The sequence below is a fragment of the Micromonospora sp. WMMA2032 genome (assembly GCF_002688545.1).
GTDB classification, from domain to species: domain Bacteria; phylum Actinomycetota; class Actinomycetes; order Mycobacteriales; family Micromonosporaceae; genus Micromonospora; species Micromonospora sediminicola.
Window position 1 is genome coordinate 400,658 of the sequence record NZ_CP024052.1, and the last position, 16,224, is coordinate 416,881.

A 16,224-nucleotide genomic window follows, 5' to 3' on the forward strand; every position below is an offset into this window, starting at 1 on the left:
TTCGAGGAGCAGTCATGGTCTTCCGGAACGTGATCGTCTGCCACATGGTCCCCGGCAGCGAGCAGATCGTCGGCGACGTCTTCGGCCACTACGACCAGGTCACCCGGCCGCAGGACCTCGGCGTCATCGGCCGGTACCTGCTGTCGCACCACGACCTCTACATCCACGTGATCGAGCGGGAGCAGGACCCGCGGATCTCCGGGCAGACCCGCGGGCTGCCCGCGTTCCAGAAGATCGCCGAGGCGATCGGTCCGTACGTGACCCCGTACCCGCGCTACTGGAAGAACCCGTCGGACTCGGTGGCCAAGGAGTTCTACCACTGGGCGCCCGAGGGCGAGCCGCCGGCGGACACCACGCTCACCGTGATCGTCGGGCGGATCAAGCCCGGCGCCGAGCCGGATGTGGCCCGGGTCTTCGGCGAGTCCGACGCCGGGTCGCTCCCGACCGACCTGGGCGTGACCGGGCGCTGGCTCTACTCGATCGACGACGTCTACGTGCACCTGCTGGAGCAGGAGTCCTCGGCCGCCGAGGCGACCCGGGACCAGCACGGCGACGCCCCGTCGTTCGGCAAGGTGATGCAGGACCTCGGCCCGTACATCGAGCCGTACCGGCCGGAGGTGTGGCACGGCCCGCAGGACTCGGTGGCCACGGTCTTCTACCGCTGGCAGGCCCAGGACTGAGCCACCTCACGCGCGCTCCCGCCACCGGGTGGCGGGAGCGCCGAATCCCCCTGTCGGTCGCGGTCCGTGCGTCAGGCTGGACCCGATTCCGTACGGGGGTGTCGGGTGCCGACCAAGGAACTCATCCAGCACGTCGGCGCGCTGCTGGACCTGGCCGGGGTGCTGGTCATCGCGGTCGGCGTGGCGGTCGCCACGGTGGTCTTCGCGGTGCGCTGCGGGCGCACCCGGCAGGTGGTGGCGAACTACCGGGCCTACCGGCAGGGCGTCGGCCGGGCGATCCTGCTCGGCCTGGAGTTCCTGGTCGGCGGCGACATCATCCGCACGGTCGCGGTGTCACCCACCTTCACCAGCGTCGGCGTGCTCGCGCTGATCGTGCTGGTCCGGACGTTCCTCAGCTTCTCGCTGGAGGTCGAGCTCGACGGCCGCTGGCCCTGGCAGGGCCGCCCGCCGGTGAGCCGGCCGAGCGTGGGCGCCCGGCCGCAGCGCTGACCGTCGCACCCCCGGGGCAGGATGACGACCGTGCGCACGCTGCGGATCATCCAGGGAGACGCGACCAGCCCGCAGGCGAAGGGCCCCAAGGTGATCGCCCACGTCTGCAACGACCTGGGCGGCTGGGGGAAGGGTTTCGTCCTGGCGATCTCCCGGCGCTGGCCGGAGCCCGAGCGTGACTACCGCGACTGGCACCGGCATCGGGCCGGCAACGACTTCGGCCTCGGCGCCACCCGGCTGGTGCGGGTCGCGCCGGACCTGTGGGTGGCCAACATGGTCGGCCAGCGTGGCATGCGACGCGGCAGCGGCGGGCCGCCCATCCGCTACGACGCGGTGGAACGCTGCCTCATCGCGCTGGCCGACCACGCCGAGGAGCTGGGCGCGTCGGTGCACATGCCCCGCATCGGGTGCGGGCTGGCCGGCGGCTCGTGGCAGCGGATCGAGCCGCTGGTGCTGCGCACGCTGTGCGCCCGCGACATTCCGGTGACCGTCTACGACCGGTCCTGAGCCGCACCCCGGCGGCACGCACGTACGGCGTCCAGGTGGCGTAGCGCCTCGCGCATGCGAGGTCCGAAGCCCCTTCCCGGCCGCACCTGCGTGCCGATAGGGTGGCCGGCGTGACGGTGTTCCGGATCGGCGAGGCGGCCGAACTGCTCGGGGTCAGCGCGGACACGGTCCGGCGCTGGATCGACGCCGGCCGGTTGCCGGCCGCCCGCGACGAGCACGGCCACCGGGTGCTCGACGGCGCCGACCTGGCCGCGTTCGTCCGCGCCCCCGGCCACCCCGAGCTCACCTCGGCCCGCAACCGGCTGCGCGGCATCGTCACCGCCGTCGTCAAGGACACCGTGATGGCCCAGGTCGACATCCAGGCCGGGCCGTTCCGGGTGGTGTCGCTGATGAGCCGCGAGGCCGTCGACGACCTCGACCTCCGGGTCGGCTCCGTCGCCGTCGCCGTGATCAAGTCGACCACCGTGGTGGTGGAGCGCGCCCCCGCGCCCAAGGGAAGGACCAACCCGTGACCGTACGACGGCTCCGCGCCACCCTCGCCGGCGCGCTCGTGGCGGCGCTCGCCCTCGCCGGTTGCGGCGGGACGGACGGACCGGCGGCCGGGCGGGACGGCGGCGATGCGGTGACCGTGTTCGCCGCCGCCTCGCTCACCGAGTCCTTCACCCGGCTCGGCACGGACTTCGAGGCCGCCCACCCGGGCAGCACCGTCACGTTCAACTTCGCCGGCAGTTCGGCGCTGGCCACCCAGATCACCCAGGGCGCGCCGGCCGACGTGTTCGTGGCGGCGTCCCCGGCGACGATGAGGACGGTCACCGACGCCGGTGACGCCGCCGGCGACCCGTCCGTCCTGGTCCGCAACCAGCTTGTCGTCGCCGTGCCGAAGGGCAACCCGGGCCGGGTCGCCGGCCTGGCCGACCTCGCCCGGCCCGGTGTCAAGGTGGCGCTCTGCGCGGAGCAGGTGCCGTGCGGCGCGGCGGCCCGGACCGCGTTGGACGCCGGCGGCGTCCGGCTCACCCCGGTCACCCTGGAACAGGACGTCAAGGGCGCGCTGGCCAAGCTGCGCCTCGGTGAGGTCGACGCCGCGCTGGTCTACCGCACCGACGTCCGCGCCGCCGCCGCCGACCTGGACGCGGTCGAGTTCCCCGAGTCCGCCCGGGCGGTCAACGACTACCCGATCGTGGTGCTGCGCGGCGCCGGCAACCCCGAGGGCGCCCGCACCTTCGTCGACTTCGTCCGCTCCGACGCGGGTCTGGCCGTGCTCACCGCCGCCGGTTTCCAGGCCGCGTCCGGGTCGTGAACCGCGCGGTACGCCGGCAACGGGTCCCGGCCGCCCTGCTCGTCCCCGCCGGGCTGGGGCTGGTCTTCCTCGTCCTGCCGTTGGTCGGCCTGCTGGTCCGGGCGCCCTGGACCACGCTGCCCCGGCGGCTCGGCGAACCGGGTGTGCTCACCGCGCTGCGGCTGTCCCTGGAGACCGCCACCGCCGCCACCCTGCTCTGCGTCGCGCTCGGCGTACCCCTGGCCTGGCTCCTGGCCCGGGTGGAGTTCCCCGGGCGGCGGCTGGTTCGCGCGCTGGTCACGGTGCCGCTGGTGCTGCCGCCGGTGGTCGGCGGCGTGGCGCTGCTGCTGGTCTTCGGCCGGCGCGGGCTGCTCGGGTCGTGGCTGGACGACACGTTCGGCGTGACGCTGCCGTTCACCACCGCCGGGGTGGTGCTGGCCGAGGCGTTCGTCGCCATGCCGTTCCTGGTCATCGCGGTCGAGGGGGCGCTGCGCGCCGCCGACCCCCGCTACGAGGAGGCAGCGGCCACGCTCGGCGCCGGCCGCTGGACCACCTTCACCCGGGTCACCCTGCCGCTGGTCGCCCCCGGCGTGGCGGCCGGCGCGGTGCTCTGCTGGGCCCGCGCGCTGGGCGAGTTCGGCGCCACCATCACGTTCGCCGGCAACTATCCCGGCCGGACCCAGACCATGCCGCTCGCCGTCTACCTGGCCCTGGAGACGGACCCGCAGGCGGCCATCGTGCTCAGCCTCATCCTGCTCGTCGTCTCCGTGGCCATCCTCGCCGGCCTGCGCGACCGCTGGGTCGGTGCCTCATGAGCGCCAGTGCCCTGCTGGACGCGCACCTGGTCGCCGAGCGGGACACGTTCGGACTGGACGTGCGGCTGCGCATCGCCGCCGGGGAGGTGGTGGCGCTGCTCGGCCCGAACGGCGCCGGCAAGACCACGGCGCTGCGGGTGCTGGCCGGGCTGCACCCCCTCGCCGCCGGGCACCTCACCCTCGACGGCGTCGACCTGGACCGGCCCGACCGGCGGGTGTGGACGCCGCCGGAGCGGCGGCCGGTCGGCGTGGTGTTCCAGGACTACCTGCTCTTCCCGCACCTGAGCGCGCTGGACAACGTGGCCTTCGGACCCCGCCGCCGGGGTGCCGACCGGCGTGCCGCCCGGGCCCGGGCGCAGGGCTGGCTGGACCGGGTCGGCCTCGGCGAGCAGGCCCGACGGCGGCCCCGGCAGCTCTCCGGCGGGCAGGCCCAGCGGGTGGCGCTGGCCCGCGCGCTCGCCGTCGAGCCGACCCTGCTGCTGCTCGACGAGCCGCTCGCCGCGCTCGACGCCCGGACCCGGCTGGACACCCGCGCCGAACTGCAACGCCACCTCGCCGCCCATCCCGGCGCGACGCTGCTGGTCACCCACGATCCGCTGGACGCCCTGGTGCTGGCCGACCGGCTGGTCATCGTCGAGCACGGCCGGGTGGTGCAGGAGGGCGACGCGGCGACCGTCACGGCCCGGCCGCGCACCGACTACGTGGCCCGGCTGGTCGGGCTCAACCTGCACCGCGGCCGGGCCGACGGGCGCAGCGTCACCGTCGGCGGCCTCGCCCTGACCACCGCCGACAGCGTGCACGGGGAGGCGTTCGTCGCGTTCCCGCCGGCCGCCGTCGCGCTGCACCCGACGCGTCCCGAGGGCAGCCCGCGCAACGTCTGGCCGGCCACGGTGACCGGGGTGCAGCGGCACGGCGACAACCTGCGGGTGCAGCTCGCCGGGCCGGTCGAGGTGGCCGCCGACGTCACACCCGCCGCGGCGGCGCAACTCGGGCTGCGCCCCGGCCAACCGGTCTGGGCGGCGGTGAAGGCCGCCGAGACGCGCGCCTACCGGGCGTGAGATATCCCGCTGGTCGGAGAATGTGCGCAGGTGGGAGGTTTGACGTCGGCTCCTCCGGTCACTGGGACGGTGAGCCACGACGGAAGGGGGACACCGGTGCCCGACGCGATCCGGACCAGGTCCAGTCAGGACGCCGCCCTGCCCGAGGGCGTCACCGATCCGCTGCTGTGGCGCGCCGCGTACGACGTGGCCGCCGCGCACCGGCCGGACCCGGCCGGCCGCTGCACCAGCCTGCTCTGCGCCGGCCGCCCGGCGCCCTGCCCGCCGTTCACCGCGGCGCACAAGGCCATGGGGCTGGCCGGGGACGCCGGCCGTCGCGCCGGATACGACGGGTCCGCCGGCCGGCCGACCCGCGACCGGCGGCGCGCCGCCTGAGCGTCGCGGGGCCGGGCGGTTCGAACCGTGGACGCCCCGCTTCCGTGTTTATGATCGACAACTCGGTCGGAATGCGGGGAAGAGGAGAGTTCGTGACGGTCGACGCCCACGCCTTCTGGCTGCGCGCTCCCGGCCAGGGCGAGATCCGGCCGGTCCGGCTCGCCCCGCCCGGCCCCGACGAGGTGCTGGTCCGGGCCCGGTTCTCCGGCGTCAGTCGGGGCACCGAGACGCTGGTCTTCAGCGGTCGGGTCCCGGTCGACCAGTACGCCGCCATGCGTGCCCCGTTCCAGTCCGGCGACTTCCCCGCGCCGGTCAAGTACGGCTACCTCAGCGTGGGCACGGTCGAGGAAGGCCCGGCGGAGCTGTGCGGTCGTACCGTGTTCTGCCTGCACCCGCACCAGAGCGCGTACGTGGTCCCGGCCGACGCCGTGGTGGTCGTGCCGGACGGGGTGCCGGCGGCGCGCGCGGTGCTGGCCGGCACCGTGGAGACCGCGGTGAACGCGCTCTGGGACGCCGCGCCGCTGGTCGGCGACCGGGTCACCGTGATCGGCGGTGGCATGGTCGGGTGCGGCGTGGCCGCCCTGCTGGCCCGCTTCCCCGGCGTCCGGGTGGAGCTGGTCGACGCCGACCCGGCGCGGGCCGCGGTGGCCGCGGCGCTCGGCGTCGACTTCGCCCTGCCCGCCGACGCGGCCGGCGAGCGCGATCTGGTGGTGCACGCCAGCGCCACCGCCGACGGGTTGCAACGCGGCCTGGAGCTGCTCCGCCCGGAGGGCACCGTGCTGGAGCTGAGCTGGTACGGCGACCGGCCCGTCACCCTCTCGCTCGGCGGCGCGTTCCACTCCCGGCGGCTCGGCATCCGCAGCAGCCAGGTCGGCACCGTGTCGCCCCGGCGCGCCGACCGCAGCTACGCCGACCGGCTCGCCCTCGCCCTGGACCTGCTGGCCGACCCCGCGTTCGACGCGCTGCTCACCGGCCGGTCCCGCTTCACCGACCTGCCCGACGTGCTGGACCGGCTCGCCTCGGGCGAGCTGCCGGCGCTGTGCCATCTCATCACCTACGGCGAGGAGTGAACGTGTTCAGCGTGACCGTCCGGGACCACATGATGGTCGCCCACAGCTTCCGCGGCGAGGTCTTCGGCCCGGCCCAGCGGCTGCACGGCGCGACGTTCGTCGTCGACGCCACGTTCCGCCGCGCCGACCTGGACGCCGACGGGATCGTGGTCGACATCGGGCTGGCCACCGAGCAGCTCAGGGCCGTGCTCGGCGAGCTGACCTACCGCAACCTCGACGACGAGCCGGCCTTCGCCGGGGTGAACACCACCACCGAGGTGCTGGCCCGCACCGTGGCCGACCGGCTCGCCGACGCGGTGCACGCCGGACGGCTGGGGGAGGGGGCTCGGGGGCTGGCCGGGATCACCGTCACCCTGCACGAGTCGCACGTCGCCTGGGCGAGCTACGAACGGTCGCTGTGACCGGATGACCGCCGTCCACGTGGTGCTGCCGGGCGACATCGACGACCCGGCGAACCCCAGCGGCGGCAACGCCTACGACCGGCACGTCTGCCGGGGACTGGCCGCGCTCGGCTGGGCCGTGCGCGAGCACCCGGTGCCGGGCGGCTGGCCGCACCCGGCGCAACGCGAGCGGGCCGAGCTGGCCGGGCTGCTCGGCGGGCTGCCCGACGACGCGGTCGTGCTGCTCGACGGCCTGGTCGCCTCGACCGTGCCGGACGTGCTCACCCCGCACGCCGGCCGGCTGCGCCTGGTGGTGCTGGTGCACCTGCCGATCGAGGGCGAGGCCGAGGGCCGGGCGCTGGCGGCGGCGACCGCGGTGGTCGCCACCAGCGACTGGACCCGGCGGCGGCTGCTCGACCACCATGGGCTCGCCGGCAGCCGGGTGGTGGTCGCCGAGCCCGGGGTCGACCCGGCGCCGCTCGCCCCCGGCACGCCCGGCGGCGGTCGGCTGCTCTGCGTCGCGGCGGTCACCCCGATCAAGGGCCACGACGTGCTCGCCGCGGCGCTGGCCCGGGTCGCGGACCTGGCCTGGACGTGCGACTGGGTGGGGCCGCTGGACCGGGACCCGCGGTTCGTCGACCGGACGCGTCGACGGCTGGTCGACACCGGCCTCGCCGACCGGGTGCGCCTGACCGGCCCCCGCACCGGCGACGACCTGGCCGCCGCGTACGCCGCCGCCGATCTGCTGGTCCTGCCCTCGCGGCGGGAGACGTACGGCATGGTGGTCACCGAGGCCCTGGCCCGGGGCGTGCCGGTGCTGGCCGGCGACACCGGCGGCCTGCCGGCCACGCTCGGGCACGCCCCCGACGGCGACCGGCCGGGCCTGCTGGTGCCACCGGAGGACCCGGGCGCGACCGCCGACGCGCTGCGCCGCTGGCTCACCGACCCCGCCCTGCGGGACCGGCTGCGCCGCGCCGCCCGGCAGCGGCGGCACACCCTCACCGGCTGGCCGGTCACCGTGGACCGGCTGGCGACCGCGCTCAAGGAGGCGACCGCGGCATGACCACCTCACTCCCGCCCGACTTCGCGGACTGGCTCCGGCTACGTGAGCCCGCCGACGCCGCCGCCCGCTCGACCGAGCTGGCCGACGCGGTCCGGGACCGGCTCCCCGCCGACCGGCCGCTGGTCGTGCACGACCTGGGCAGCGGCACCGGCTCGATGGCTCGCTGGCTGGCCCCCCGACTACCCGGCCCGCAGCACTGGGTGCTGCACGAACGCGACGCCGACCTGCTGGCGCTGGCCGGCGCCGGGCGGCTCACCGCCGCCGACGGCGGCCCGGTCACCGTGACCACGCGGGGCTCGGACATCACCCGGTTGACCGCCGCCGACCTGGCCGACGCCCACCTGGTCACCGCGTCGGCGCTGCTGGACATGCTCACCGCCGAGGAGATCGACCGGATGGCGGCGGCCTGCGCCGGGCATCTGACGCTGTTCGCGCTCACCGTGCTCGGCCGGGCGGAGCTCACCCCGCCGCACCCGCTGGACGCCGCGCTGACCGCCGCGTTCAACGCCCACCAGCGGCGCACCGTCGACGGGCGGGTGCTGCTCGGGCCGGACGCGGTGGACGCGACGGTGGCCGCGTTCGCCCGCCACGGCGTCGAGGTGGCGGTGCGGTCCACGCCGTGGCGGCTCGGCCCGGAGCAGGCCGCGCTGGCCGCCGAGTGGCTCGCCGGCTGGGTCGACGCGGCCGTCGAGGAACGACCGCATCTGGCCGGGCCCGCCGCGACGTATAGGAAGTGGCGGCTCGACGAGGCCGCCGTCGGCCGCGTGGAGGTCGTGCTGCACCACGCCGACCTGCTCGCCGGCTGAACCGTACGGCCCGCCGACACGTGACATCCGGTGGGAACGAGGGAGGACCGCTTGTCACACGTCGCCGTCGCCGGGTCCGTACCGGCCGTCATGCCCGCGCCCGTCCGGTCGCGCCGGGCCCGGGCCCGCCTCGCCCGGGTGGGCCGGGCCTGGGTACGTCCGCTCGCCGGGCTGGCGGTGCTGGCGGTGCTGGTCGCCTCCGTGGGCACCGGTCCGTTCCTGGCCGGACTGCGGCTGATCGACGCGCCGGCGCTCGCGGCCGCGCTCGGCATCGGCGTGGTCACCACGGTCTGCTGCGCCTGGCGCTGGTCCCTGGTCGCCGGCGGGCTGGGCGTACGGCTGCCGATGCGGGCCGCGGTGGCGCACTGCTACCGGGCGGTCTTCCTCAACTCCACCCTGCCCGGCGGGGTGCTCGGCGACGTGCACCGGGCGGTGCGGCACGGCCGCGACGCCGGGGACGTGGCCCGGGGCGTCCGGGCGGTGGTCTGGGAGCGCACCGCCGGGCAGGTGGTCCAGGTGGTCATCGCGGTGGGGCTGCTGGCCGCGTTCCCGTCCCCGGTCCGCCCGTACCTGCCGGCGCTGGCCGCCGGCCTGGCCGTGGTCGCGCTGGCGCTGGTGCTGGCCGCCCGCGCGGTGCCCCGCTCCGGTGCGTCCCGCTGGGCGCGGGCGGCGCGGACCGCGCTCGCCGACGTGCGCTGCGGGCTGCTGGGCCGCCGGACCTGGGCCGGCGTGGTGGTGGCCTCGACCGTGGTGTTCGCCGGCCACCTGGCCACCTTCGTGGTGGCCGCCCGCACGGCCGGCGCGGACGCCCCGCTGTCCCGCCTGCTGCCCCTGACGCTGCTCGCGCTGCTCGCCATGGCGGTGCCGCTGAACGTGGGCGGGTTCGGCCCGCGGGAGGGGGTGGCCGCGTGGGCGTTCGCGTCGGCCGGGCTGACCGCCGCGCAGGGCGTCGCCACCGGCACGGTCTACGGCGCGCTGGTCCTGGTGGCCAGCCTGCCCGGCGCCGCGGTGCTGCTGGTGCGCCGCCTGCCGCGCCGGGAGCCCGGCAACTGTCGGTGATCCCGCCTACGGTGAGGGTGCGAGGTGTGCGTCGTCGGGTCCGCCCGGCGACCGGACGGAGGAGAACCATGGACGAAACCCTGCCCAACGCGACGGTCCGGACCCGGGTCACGGTCCCGCTCAGGTTCCCCGACGGATACGTGACCACCGCCACGGTGCACACCTTCCACGGCCTGGCGGACGGCCGCGAGCACCTGGCGTTCGGGCTCGGCGACCACGAGGCCGCCGACCCGCCGTTGGTCCGTCCGCACAGCGAGTGCCTCACCGGGGACGTGTTCGGCAGCCAGCGCTGCGACTGCGGCCCGCAGTTGCGGGAGGCGGTGGAGCGGATCGCCGACGCCGGCGGCTACCTGCTCTACCTGCGGCAGGAGGGCCGGGGCATCGGCCTGTACGCCAAGCTCGACGCCTACGCGCTGCAGGACGACGGCCTCGACACGTACGAGGCGAACCTGGCGCTCGGGCGGGGCGCCGACGAGCGGGACTACACCGTGGCCGCGCAGATGCTCGCCGCGCTGGGGGTGGACCGGGTGGCCCTGCTCAGCAACAATCCGGACAAGGCGGCCCAGTTGGAGCGGCTCGGCGTCACGGTGGCCGACCGGGTGTCCACCGGCGTGCACCTGTCCCCGGCGAACGCCGACTACCTGGCGGCCAAGGTCACCCGCGCCGACCACGCCCTCGACCTGCCGTTCGTGCCGTGACCGGCCGACCGTACGTGCTGCTCAGCTGCGCCATGTCGATCGACGGCTACATCGACGACGCGACGACCGAGCGGCTGCTGCTCTCCAACGACGACGACCTGGACCGGGTGGACGCGACCCGGGCCGGGTGCGACGCGATCATGGTGGGCGCGGCGACGGTCCGCCGGGACGACCCGCGGCTGCTGGTGCGCAGCGAGCGCCGGCGCGCCGATCGGGTGGCGCGGGGGTTGGCCCCGTCGCCGGTGAAGGTCACGGTGACCGGCAGCGGCGACCTCGATCCGGCGGCCCGGTTCTTCACCGCGGGCGACGGGGCGAAGCTCGTCTACTGCCCGAGCGGCGTGGTGGACAAGGCCCGGGAGCAGGTCGGCGCGGTGGCCACGGTGGTCGACGCCGGGGAGCCGGTCACCCCGGAGGCGGTCGTCGCCGACCTGGCCGGGCGTGGGGTGAGCCGGCTGATGGTCGAGGGCGGCGGCTCGGTGCACTGCCAGTTCCTCACCGCCGGGCTGGCCGACGAGCTGCACCTGGTGGTCGCGCCCTTCTTCGTGGGGGACCGGCGGGCGCCCCGCTTCGTCGGGGACGGCCGGTTCCCGTGGCACCCGGGGCGCCGCGCCCGGGTCGTCGAGGTCCGCCAGATCGGCGACGTGGTGCTCACCCGCTACGCGCTCTCCGATCGCTGCCTGGCCTGACCCGCCGTCAAGGTCCGCCCTTGTGCGAGACCACTGTCGATATTAGTTTGTTGATAATCCATACGAACTAATGTCCCGTGGACCCTTTCCGAAGGGGGACCGATGACCCACCCCGACCCGGGCTCCTCCCGTCGCCGCTTCCTCGGCCTGGTGGGCCTCGGCGTGGCCGCGACCACCGCCGGCCCGCTGCTCGCCGGCTGCTCCGAGAAGCCGGCGGGCTCCGGCGGCGCCCAACAGCTCGACGCCGTCTCCGGCGTGTTGCCGACGCACAAGGACCTGGCCGGCGGCGTCAAGCCCGACATCGTCGGCACCCGGCCGGTGGCCGACGGATACACCAGCTATCCGGCCACCCTGGTCGACGCCGTCACCGACAAGCCGGGAACCAGCGGCAAGCAGGTCACCGCGATGACGCCCGCCTGGGGGGCGGCGCCGCCCGGCACCGCGCAGAGCGCCTACCTCCAGGCCGTCAACGCCGAACTGGGCACGCCGGTCACCTTCACCATCCAGGACGGCGTCACCTACGCCGACAAGCTCAACGCCATGCTCAGCGCGCGGGACGTGCCGGAGCTGCTCTGCGTACCGGGGTGGGAGGTGGAGAAGATCCCGCGCTTCGCCGAGGCGATCAAGGTGCTCTTCGAGGACCTCACCGACCACCTCAGGGGCGACGCCGTCGACGCGTACCCGATGCTGGCCAGCTTTCCGACCGGCGCCTGGCGCGAGGCGGTCTGGAACGAGCGGCTGGTGTCCGTGCCCAACCCCACCGACTCGCCGTTCCCGTGGGTGCTGTTCACCCGCAAGGACCTGCTCGACGCGCGCGGCCTGGCCGTGCCGTCGAACCTCGACGACCTGCTCACCGTCGCCAAGCAGGTCACCGACCCGGCCCGCAAGGTGTGGGCGTTCGACGACGTCTTCGCCATGATCCAGATGTTCCATCGGGTCCCCGCCTCCAAGCAGGGATGGCGGCTGCGCTCCGACGGGACGCCGGAGTTCAAGTACGAGACGCCGGAGTTCCGCCAGGCTCTCGAGGTGATGGCCAGGATCTACCAGGACGGCCTGGTCCACCCGGACGTCGTGGCCAGCCGGGGCGCGGACGCCAAGCAACTGTTCGCCAAGAACGGCGCCATCGTGTTCAAGCAGGACGGCATGGGCATGTGGCAGGGCGCCCAGGCCGAGCACCAGAAGACCAACCCCGCGTTGAACATCCAGGCGGTGCCGGTCTTCTCCGCCACTGGTGGCGACCCGCTGGTCTGGCGGGCGGACAAGCCGATCTCCTACACCTTCGTCCGGAAGGGCCTCGGCAAGGACCGGGTCCGGGAGCTGCTGCGGATCATCAACTGGTGCTCCGCGCCGCTGGGCAGCCAGGAGGCCCAGCTCCGCGACTTCGGCGTCGAGGGCCGGCACCACACCAGGTCGCCGAACGGGCCGGTGAAGACCGACCTGGCGTTCAAGGAGATCGCCAACCAGTACTTCTTCATCAGTGGTCGCAACCCCACCATCGGGCCGTTCCCGGACACCCCCCGCTACGTCCCGGACGTGCTGAACTACTCCAACCAGATGGTCCCGTTCCTGGAGAAGGACCCCTGGGACGGGGTGAAGCTGGAGATGCCGGCCGCCTACAAGGCCAACCAGGTGCCGACGGAGGACAAGTTCACCGACCTCCTGCGCGGCCGGCGTCCGATGAGCGACGTGGACGCCATCGTCGCCGAGTGGAAGGCGGGCGGTGGGGAGGAAGCCCGCAAGCTGCTCGCCGACTCGCTGCCGAAGACGGCCAAGTGAGCGAGCCGGCCGTCGTGGTCGGGCCCGAGCGGGCCCGACCCGACGCCCCGGCCCCACCGGCCCGCACGCCGCGCCGTCGCCGCGTGCCGCTGGGCACACGGCTGCGCCGCGACTGGCAACTACTGGCCATGGTGGCGCCCGGTTTCGGCATCCTGCTGGTCTTCAGCTACCTGCCGATCGCCGGCAACGTCATCGCGTTCCAGGACTACAACCCCTACCTGGGCGACAACCCGTGGCAGGCGTTCACGCACAGCAACTGGATCGGCTTCGGTCAGTTCCAGCTCCTCTTCGACGACCCGGCGTTCTGGGACGCGTTCCGCAACACCCTCGCCATCACGGCGTTCCAGTTGGTGTTCTTCTTCCCGCTGCCGATCGTGTTGGCGGTCATGCTGCACAACCTGCTCTCCAACCGGCTGCGCGGCCTCGTCCAGACGATCGTCTACCTGCCGCACTTCTTCAGCTGGGTGCTGGTGGTCACCTTCTTCGTGGCCATGTTCGGCGGCGCGGGACTGCTGGCGCAGACCATGCGCGATGCCGGCATGCAACCGTGGAACGTGATGACCGATCCGGACACGTTCATCGTCCTGGTCACCGCCGAGGCGGTGTGGAAGGACGTGGGCTGGGGCACCATCGTCTTCCTGGCCGCGCTGTCCACGATCGACCAGAGCCTCTACGAGGCGGCCGCCGCGGACGGCGCCGGGCGGTGGCGACGGCTGTGGCACATCACGCTGCCCGGCCTGCGCCCGGTGATCGTGCTGCTGCTCATCCTGCGTCTCGGCGACGCGCTCTCGGTCGGCTTCGAGCAGTTCCTGCTGCAACGCGACGCGGTCGGCCGGCAGGCCGCCGAGGTGCTCGACACCTTCGTCTACCACTTCTCCATCGCCACCGGAAACTACGGCTACGGCGCGGCGGCCGGGCTGTTCAAGGCCGTCGTCGGCCTCGTGCTGATCCTCGCCGCGAACCGGGTGGCGCACCTGCTCGGCGAACGAGGGATCTACGCGAAGTCATGACCGCGACCAGCCGCCGGTCGACCGGCACGCGCCCCCGCCGTCCGGTGTGGGAGGAACGACCGAACCCGGTCGGCCAGGCGCTCAAGGCCGTCCTGCTCACCCTGCTGGTGGCCGGGGTGCTCTTTCCGCTCTGGGTGATCCTGGTGACCAGCCTCTCCTCCCGCGAGACGATCGCCGCCGCCGGTGGCCTGGTGGTCGTGCCGAAGGGCATCGACACCTCGGCGTACCGGACCATCCTGGCCGGCGGGGCGGTCACCCGGGCGCTGTGGATCAGCACGCTGGTCACCGTGCTCGGCACGGTGATCGCGCTGACCGTCACCGTGCTGGCCGCGTACGGGCTGTCCCGGCCGGGCTCGCTGGGCCACCGCTGGCTGCTCGCGTACTTCCTGATCCCGTTCCTGGTCTACCCGCCGCTGGTGCCGCGCTACCTGGTGGTCACCGGGCTGGGCCTGAAGGACACCGTCTGGGCGCTGGTCCTGCCGCCGGCGATCAGCGTGTTCAACCTCGTCGTGGTGCGCGGCTTCTTCCAGGGCATCCCGCAGGAGCTGCTGGACAGCGCCCGCATCGACGGCGCGAGCGACTTCCGGACCCTCGGGCGGATCGTGCTGCCGCTGTCCCGCGCGGTGATCGCCGTGGTCGGCCTCTTCTACGCGGTCAGTTACTGGAACGTGTGGTTCGACGCGTTGCTGTTCATCGACCGCAACGACATGTACCCGATCCAGCGGGTGTTGCAGAGCTACCTGCTGGCCGGGCAGGCGCCGCACACCTCGGGCGGCACCACCGGGGTGACCATGCCACCGACCGAGGCGATCAAGATGGCGGTGGTGGTGCTGACCGTCGCGCCGATCGTCGCGGTCTACCCGTTCGTCCAGCGGCACTTCGTCAAGGGCGTGCTGATCGGCGCGGTCAAGGGCTGACGCCTGCGCTCACAGCACCTGGGACAGGAACCGCCGCAGCCGCGGGTGCTCGGGCGCCTCGAACACGGCGGCCGGCGGCCCGGCCTCCAGCACCACACCGGCGTCCATGAACGCGACCGTGTCGGCCACGGTGCGGGCGAAGCCCATCTCGTGCGTGACCACCACCATCGTCATGCCGGCGGCGGCGAGGTCCGCCATCACCGCGAGCACGCCCTTGACCAGCTCCGGGTCCAGCGCCGAGGTGGCCTCGTCGAAGAGCATCACCTGCGGGCGCAGCGCGAGCGCCCGGGCGATGGCCACGCGCTGCTGCTGGCCGCCGGAGAGCTGCGCCGGCCGGGCGTCGGCCTTCGCGGCCAGCCCGACCAGGTCGAGCTGGGCGCGGGCGAGCGCCACCGCCTCGTCCTCGTCGAGCTTCTTGAGCTTGCGCAGCGCGAGCGTGACGTTGCGCAGCACGCTCAGGTGCGGGAAGAGGTTGAACTGTTGGAACACCATGCCGATCCGCTGCCGCAACGCGTCCGGGTCGTCGCCCAGCACGCTGCGTCCGTCCAGCAGGACGTCGCCCCGGTCCGGCTCGATCAGCCGGTTGATCGTGCGCAGCAGCGTGGACTTGCCGGAGCCGGACGGTCCGATCACGCAGGCCGTGCCGCCGCGGGCCACGTCCAGGTCCGCGCCGCGCAGCACCCGGTGCGCGCCGAAGGCCAGGTGCACGTCGCGCACGGTGAGGCTGACCGAGGTGACGGTGCCGGTGGTCATCGAGGGTTCCCTCCGGTCGGGCTGACGCCGGCCGGCGTCAGGTCGGGCTCGGGCTCGGGCGGCGCGGCCGGGCGGCCCTGCCGCAGCCGCCGGTCCAGCCAGTTGACCGCGTGCGTCAGCGGCACGGTCAGGACCAGGTAGAACAGGCCGGCGAGCAGCAGCGCGGACTGGTTGCCGGTGTTCGCCGCGTAGTCCTGGCCGATCCGGAACAGCTCGCGCTGGCTGGCCAGCAGGCCGAGGAAGTAGACCAGGCTGGAGTCCTTGATCAACGCGATCAGCTGGTTGACCCAGGCGGGCAGCACCCGGCGGACACCCTGCGGGATGATCACCAGCCGCATCGACTCGGCCCAGGAGAAGCCGAGCGCCCGCGCGCCCTCCAACTGGGCCGCCTCCACGCTCAGGATGCCGGCTCGGAAGATCTCGCCCAGGTAGGCGGCGGCGATCAGGGACAGCGCCAGCACGCCCAGCGGGTAGGGGTTCGGTCCCCACACCTCCATGCCCAGCGGCGCCAGGCCGACGCCGATGAGCAGGATGGTCGCCGCGGCCGGCAGGCCGCGGAACACGTCGGTGTAGACCCGGGCCGGCCACCGCAACCACCGGGTACGCGAGATGCCCGCGACGGCCAGCAGCATGCCCAGCACCGAACCGAGCAGGGCGGCGGAGACCGCCAGGATCAGCGTGTTGGGCAGCCCGACGGTCAGCATCTCGGGCAGCGCCTCGCGCATCGAGTCACCGTCGAAGAAGGTCTCCCAGAGGGTGCTCAGTGGATCCATCGTTCCTCCGTCCGCTCTGCTCGGGCCCGGTCA

At 74.2% G+C, this 16,224-nt stretch carries 20 protein-coding genes; 18 read left to right on the forward strand and 2 right to left on the reverse strand.

Annotated elements, in window-relative coordinates:
- Window positions 1–14 precede the first annotated feature (14 nt).
- From CO540_RS01730 to CO540_RS01815, 18 genes are all read left to right on the forward strand, one after another.
- Window positions 15–680 (forward strand): TcmI family type II polyketide cyclase, encoded by a 666-nt coding sequence (locus CO540_RS01730; protein ID WP_099160621.1) that lies wholly within the window; start codon window positions 15–17, stop codon window positions 678–680.
- Window positions 681–785: 105 nt separating this feature from the next.
- The gene (locus CO540_RS01735; protein WP_091574028.1) at window positions 786–1,169 is read left to right on the forward strand and encodes a DUF1622 domain-containing protein; all 384 of its coding nucleotides are present in this window, start codon (window positions 786–788) and stop codon (window positions 1,167–1,169) included.
- Window positions 1,170–1,199: 30 nt separating this feature from the next.
- Entirely contained in the window at window positions 1,200–1,676 is a 477-nt protein-coding gene (locus CO540_RS01740; RefSeq protein WP_253866353.1) for a macro domain-containing protein, read from the forward strand.
- Between the two features lie 110 nt (window positions 1,677–1,786).
- A complete protein-coding gene (locus CO540_RS01745; RefSeq protein ID WP_091577490.1) occupies window positions 1,787–2,188 on the forward strand; it encodes a molybdopterin-binding protein in 402 nt (133 codons plus the stop codon).
- Window positions 2,185–2,973: a molybdate ABC transporter substrate-binding protein gene (gene modA / locus CO540_RS01750; protein ID WP_099160623.1), complete on the forward strand. Its 789-nt coding sequence runs from the start codon at window positions 2,185–2,187 to the stop codon at window positions 2,971–2,973. Before CO540_RS01745 ends, modA begins: the two co-directional genes overlap by 4 nt.
- Window positions 2,970–3,767, forward strand: a complete 798-nt coding sequence (locus tag CO540_RS01755; RefSeq protein ID WP_099160624.1) for an ABC transporter permease — start codon at window positions 2,970–2,972, stop codon at window positions 3,765–3,767. Before modA ends, CO540_RS01755 begins: the two co-directional genes overlap by 4 nt.
- Window positions 3,764–4,825, forward strand: coding sequence for an ABC transporter ATP-binding protein (locus tag CO540_RS01760; RefSeq protein WP_099160625.1), 1,062 nt, complete (start codon window positions 3,764–3,766; stop codon window positions 4,823–4,825). Before CO540_RS01755 ends, CO540_RS01760 begins: the two co-directional genes overlap by 4 nt.
- A 96-nt stretch (window positions 4,826–4,921) precedes the next feature.
- Complete coding sequence (locus CO540_RS01765; RefSeq protein WP_253866354.1) at window positions 4,922–5,200, forward strand: hypothetical protein; 279 nt, start codon at window positions 4,922–4,924, stop codon at window positions 5,198–5,200.
- A 50-nt stretch (window positions 5,201–5,250) separates the two neighbouring features.
- Window positions 5,251–6,270, forward strand: a complete 1,020-nt coding sequence (locus CO540_RS01770) for a zinc-binding alcohol dehydrogenase (protein ID WP_371682265.1) — start codon at window positions 5,251–5,253, stop codon at window positions 6,268–6,270.
- Between the two features lie 2 nt (window positions 6,271–6,272).
- Complete coding sequence (locus tag CO540_RS01775) at window positions 6,273–6,671, forward strand: 6-carboxytetrahydropterin synthase (RefSeq protein ID WP_099164541.1); 399 nt, start codon at window positions 6,273–6,275, stop codon at window positions 6,669–6,671.
- A 4-nt stretch (window positions 6,672–6,675) separates the two neighbouring features.
- Window positions 6,676–7,713: a glycosyltransferase family 4 protein gene (locus CO540_RS01780; RefSeq protein ID WP_099160627.1), complete on the forward strand. Its 1,038-nt coding sequence runs from the start codon at window positions 6,676–6,678 to the stop codon at window positions 7,711–7,713.
- Window positions 7,710–8,519: a class I SAM-dependent methyltransferase gene (locus CO540_RS01785; protein ID WP_099160628.1), complete on the forward strand. Its 810-nt coding sequence runs from the start codon at window positions 7,710–7,712 to the stop codon at window positions 8,517–8,519. The genes CO540_RS01780 and CO540_RS01785 overlap by 4 nt, the downstream gene beginning before the upstream one ends.
- Before the next feature lie 90 nt (window positions 8,520–8,609).
- Window positions 8,610–9,578 carry a lysylphosphatidylglycerol synthase transmembrane domain-containing protein gene (locus CO540_RS01790; RefSeq protein WP_172967974.1) on the forward strand — a complete coding sequence of 323 codons (969 nt, stop codon included), beginning with the start codon at window positions 8,610–8,612 and terminating at the stop codon, window positions 9,576–9,578.
- A gap of 68 nt (window positions 9,579–9,646) precedes the next feature.
- Window positions 9,647–10,276, forward strand: a complete 630-nt coding sequence (gene ribA / locus CO540_RS01795) for a GTP cyclohydrolase II (RefSeq protein WP_099160630.1) — start codon at window positions 9,647–9,649, stop codon at window positions 10,274–10,276.
- Entirely contained in the window at window positions 10,273–10,962 is a 690-nt protein-coding gene (locus CO540_RS01800) for a dihydrofolate reductase family protein (RefSeq protein ID WP_099160631.1), read from the forward strand. Before ribA ends, CO540_RS01800 begins: the two co-directional genes overlap by 4 nt.
- A 102-nt stretch (window positions 10,963–11,064) precedes the next feature.
- Complete coding sequence (locus CO540_RS01805; protein ID WP_099160632.1) at window positions 11,065–12,738, forward strand: extracellular solute-binding protein; 1,674 nt, start codon at window positions 11,065–11,067, stop codon at window positions 12,736–12,738.
- A complete protein-coding gene (locus CO540_RS01810) occupies window positions 12,735–13,748 on the forward strand; it encodes a sugar ABC transporter permease (protein ID WP_099160633.1) in 1,014 nt (337 codons plus the stop codon). Before CO540_RS01805 ends, CO540_RS01810 begins: the two co-directional genes overlap by 4 nt.
- Window positions 13,745–14,665, forward strand: coding sequence for a carbohydrate ABC transporter permease (locus CO540_RS01815; protein ID WP_098744473.1), 921 nt, complete (start codon window positions 13,745–13,747; stop codon window positions 14,663–14,665). The genes CO540_RS01810 and CO540_RS01815 overlap by 4 nt, the downstream gene beginning before the upstream one ends.
- Before the next feature lie 9 nt (window positions 14,666–14,674).
- Here the strand turns inward: CO540_RS01815 and CO540_RS01820 are convergent, their stop codons facing one another.
- Window positions 14,675–15,418: an amino acid ABC transporter ATP-binding protein gene (locus CO540_RS01820; RefSeq protein ID WP_099160634.1), complete on the reverse strand. Its 744-nt coding sequence runs from the start codon at window positions 15,416–15,418 to the stop codon at window positions 14,675–14,677.
- Window positions 15,415–16,191 (reverse strand): amino acid ABC transporter permease, encoded by a 777-nt coding sequence (locus CO540_RS01825; protein ID WP_099160635.1) that lies wholly within the window; start codon window positions 16,189–16,191, stop codon window positions 15,415–15,417. Before CO540_RS01825 ends, CO540_RS01820 begins: the two co-directional genes overlap by 4 nt.
- Window positions 16,192–16,224: the final 33 nt, after the last annotated feature.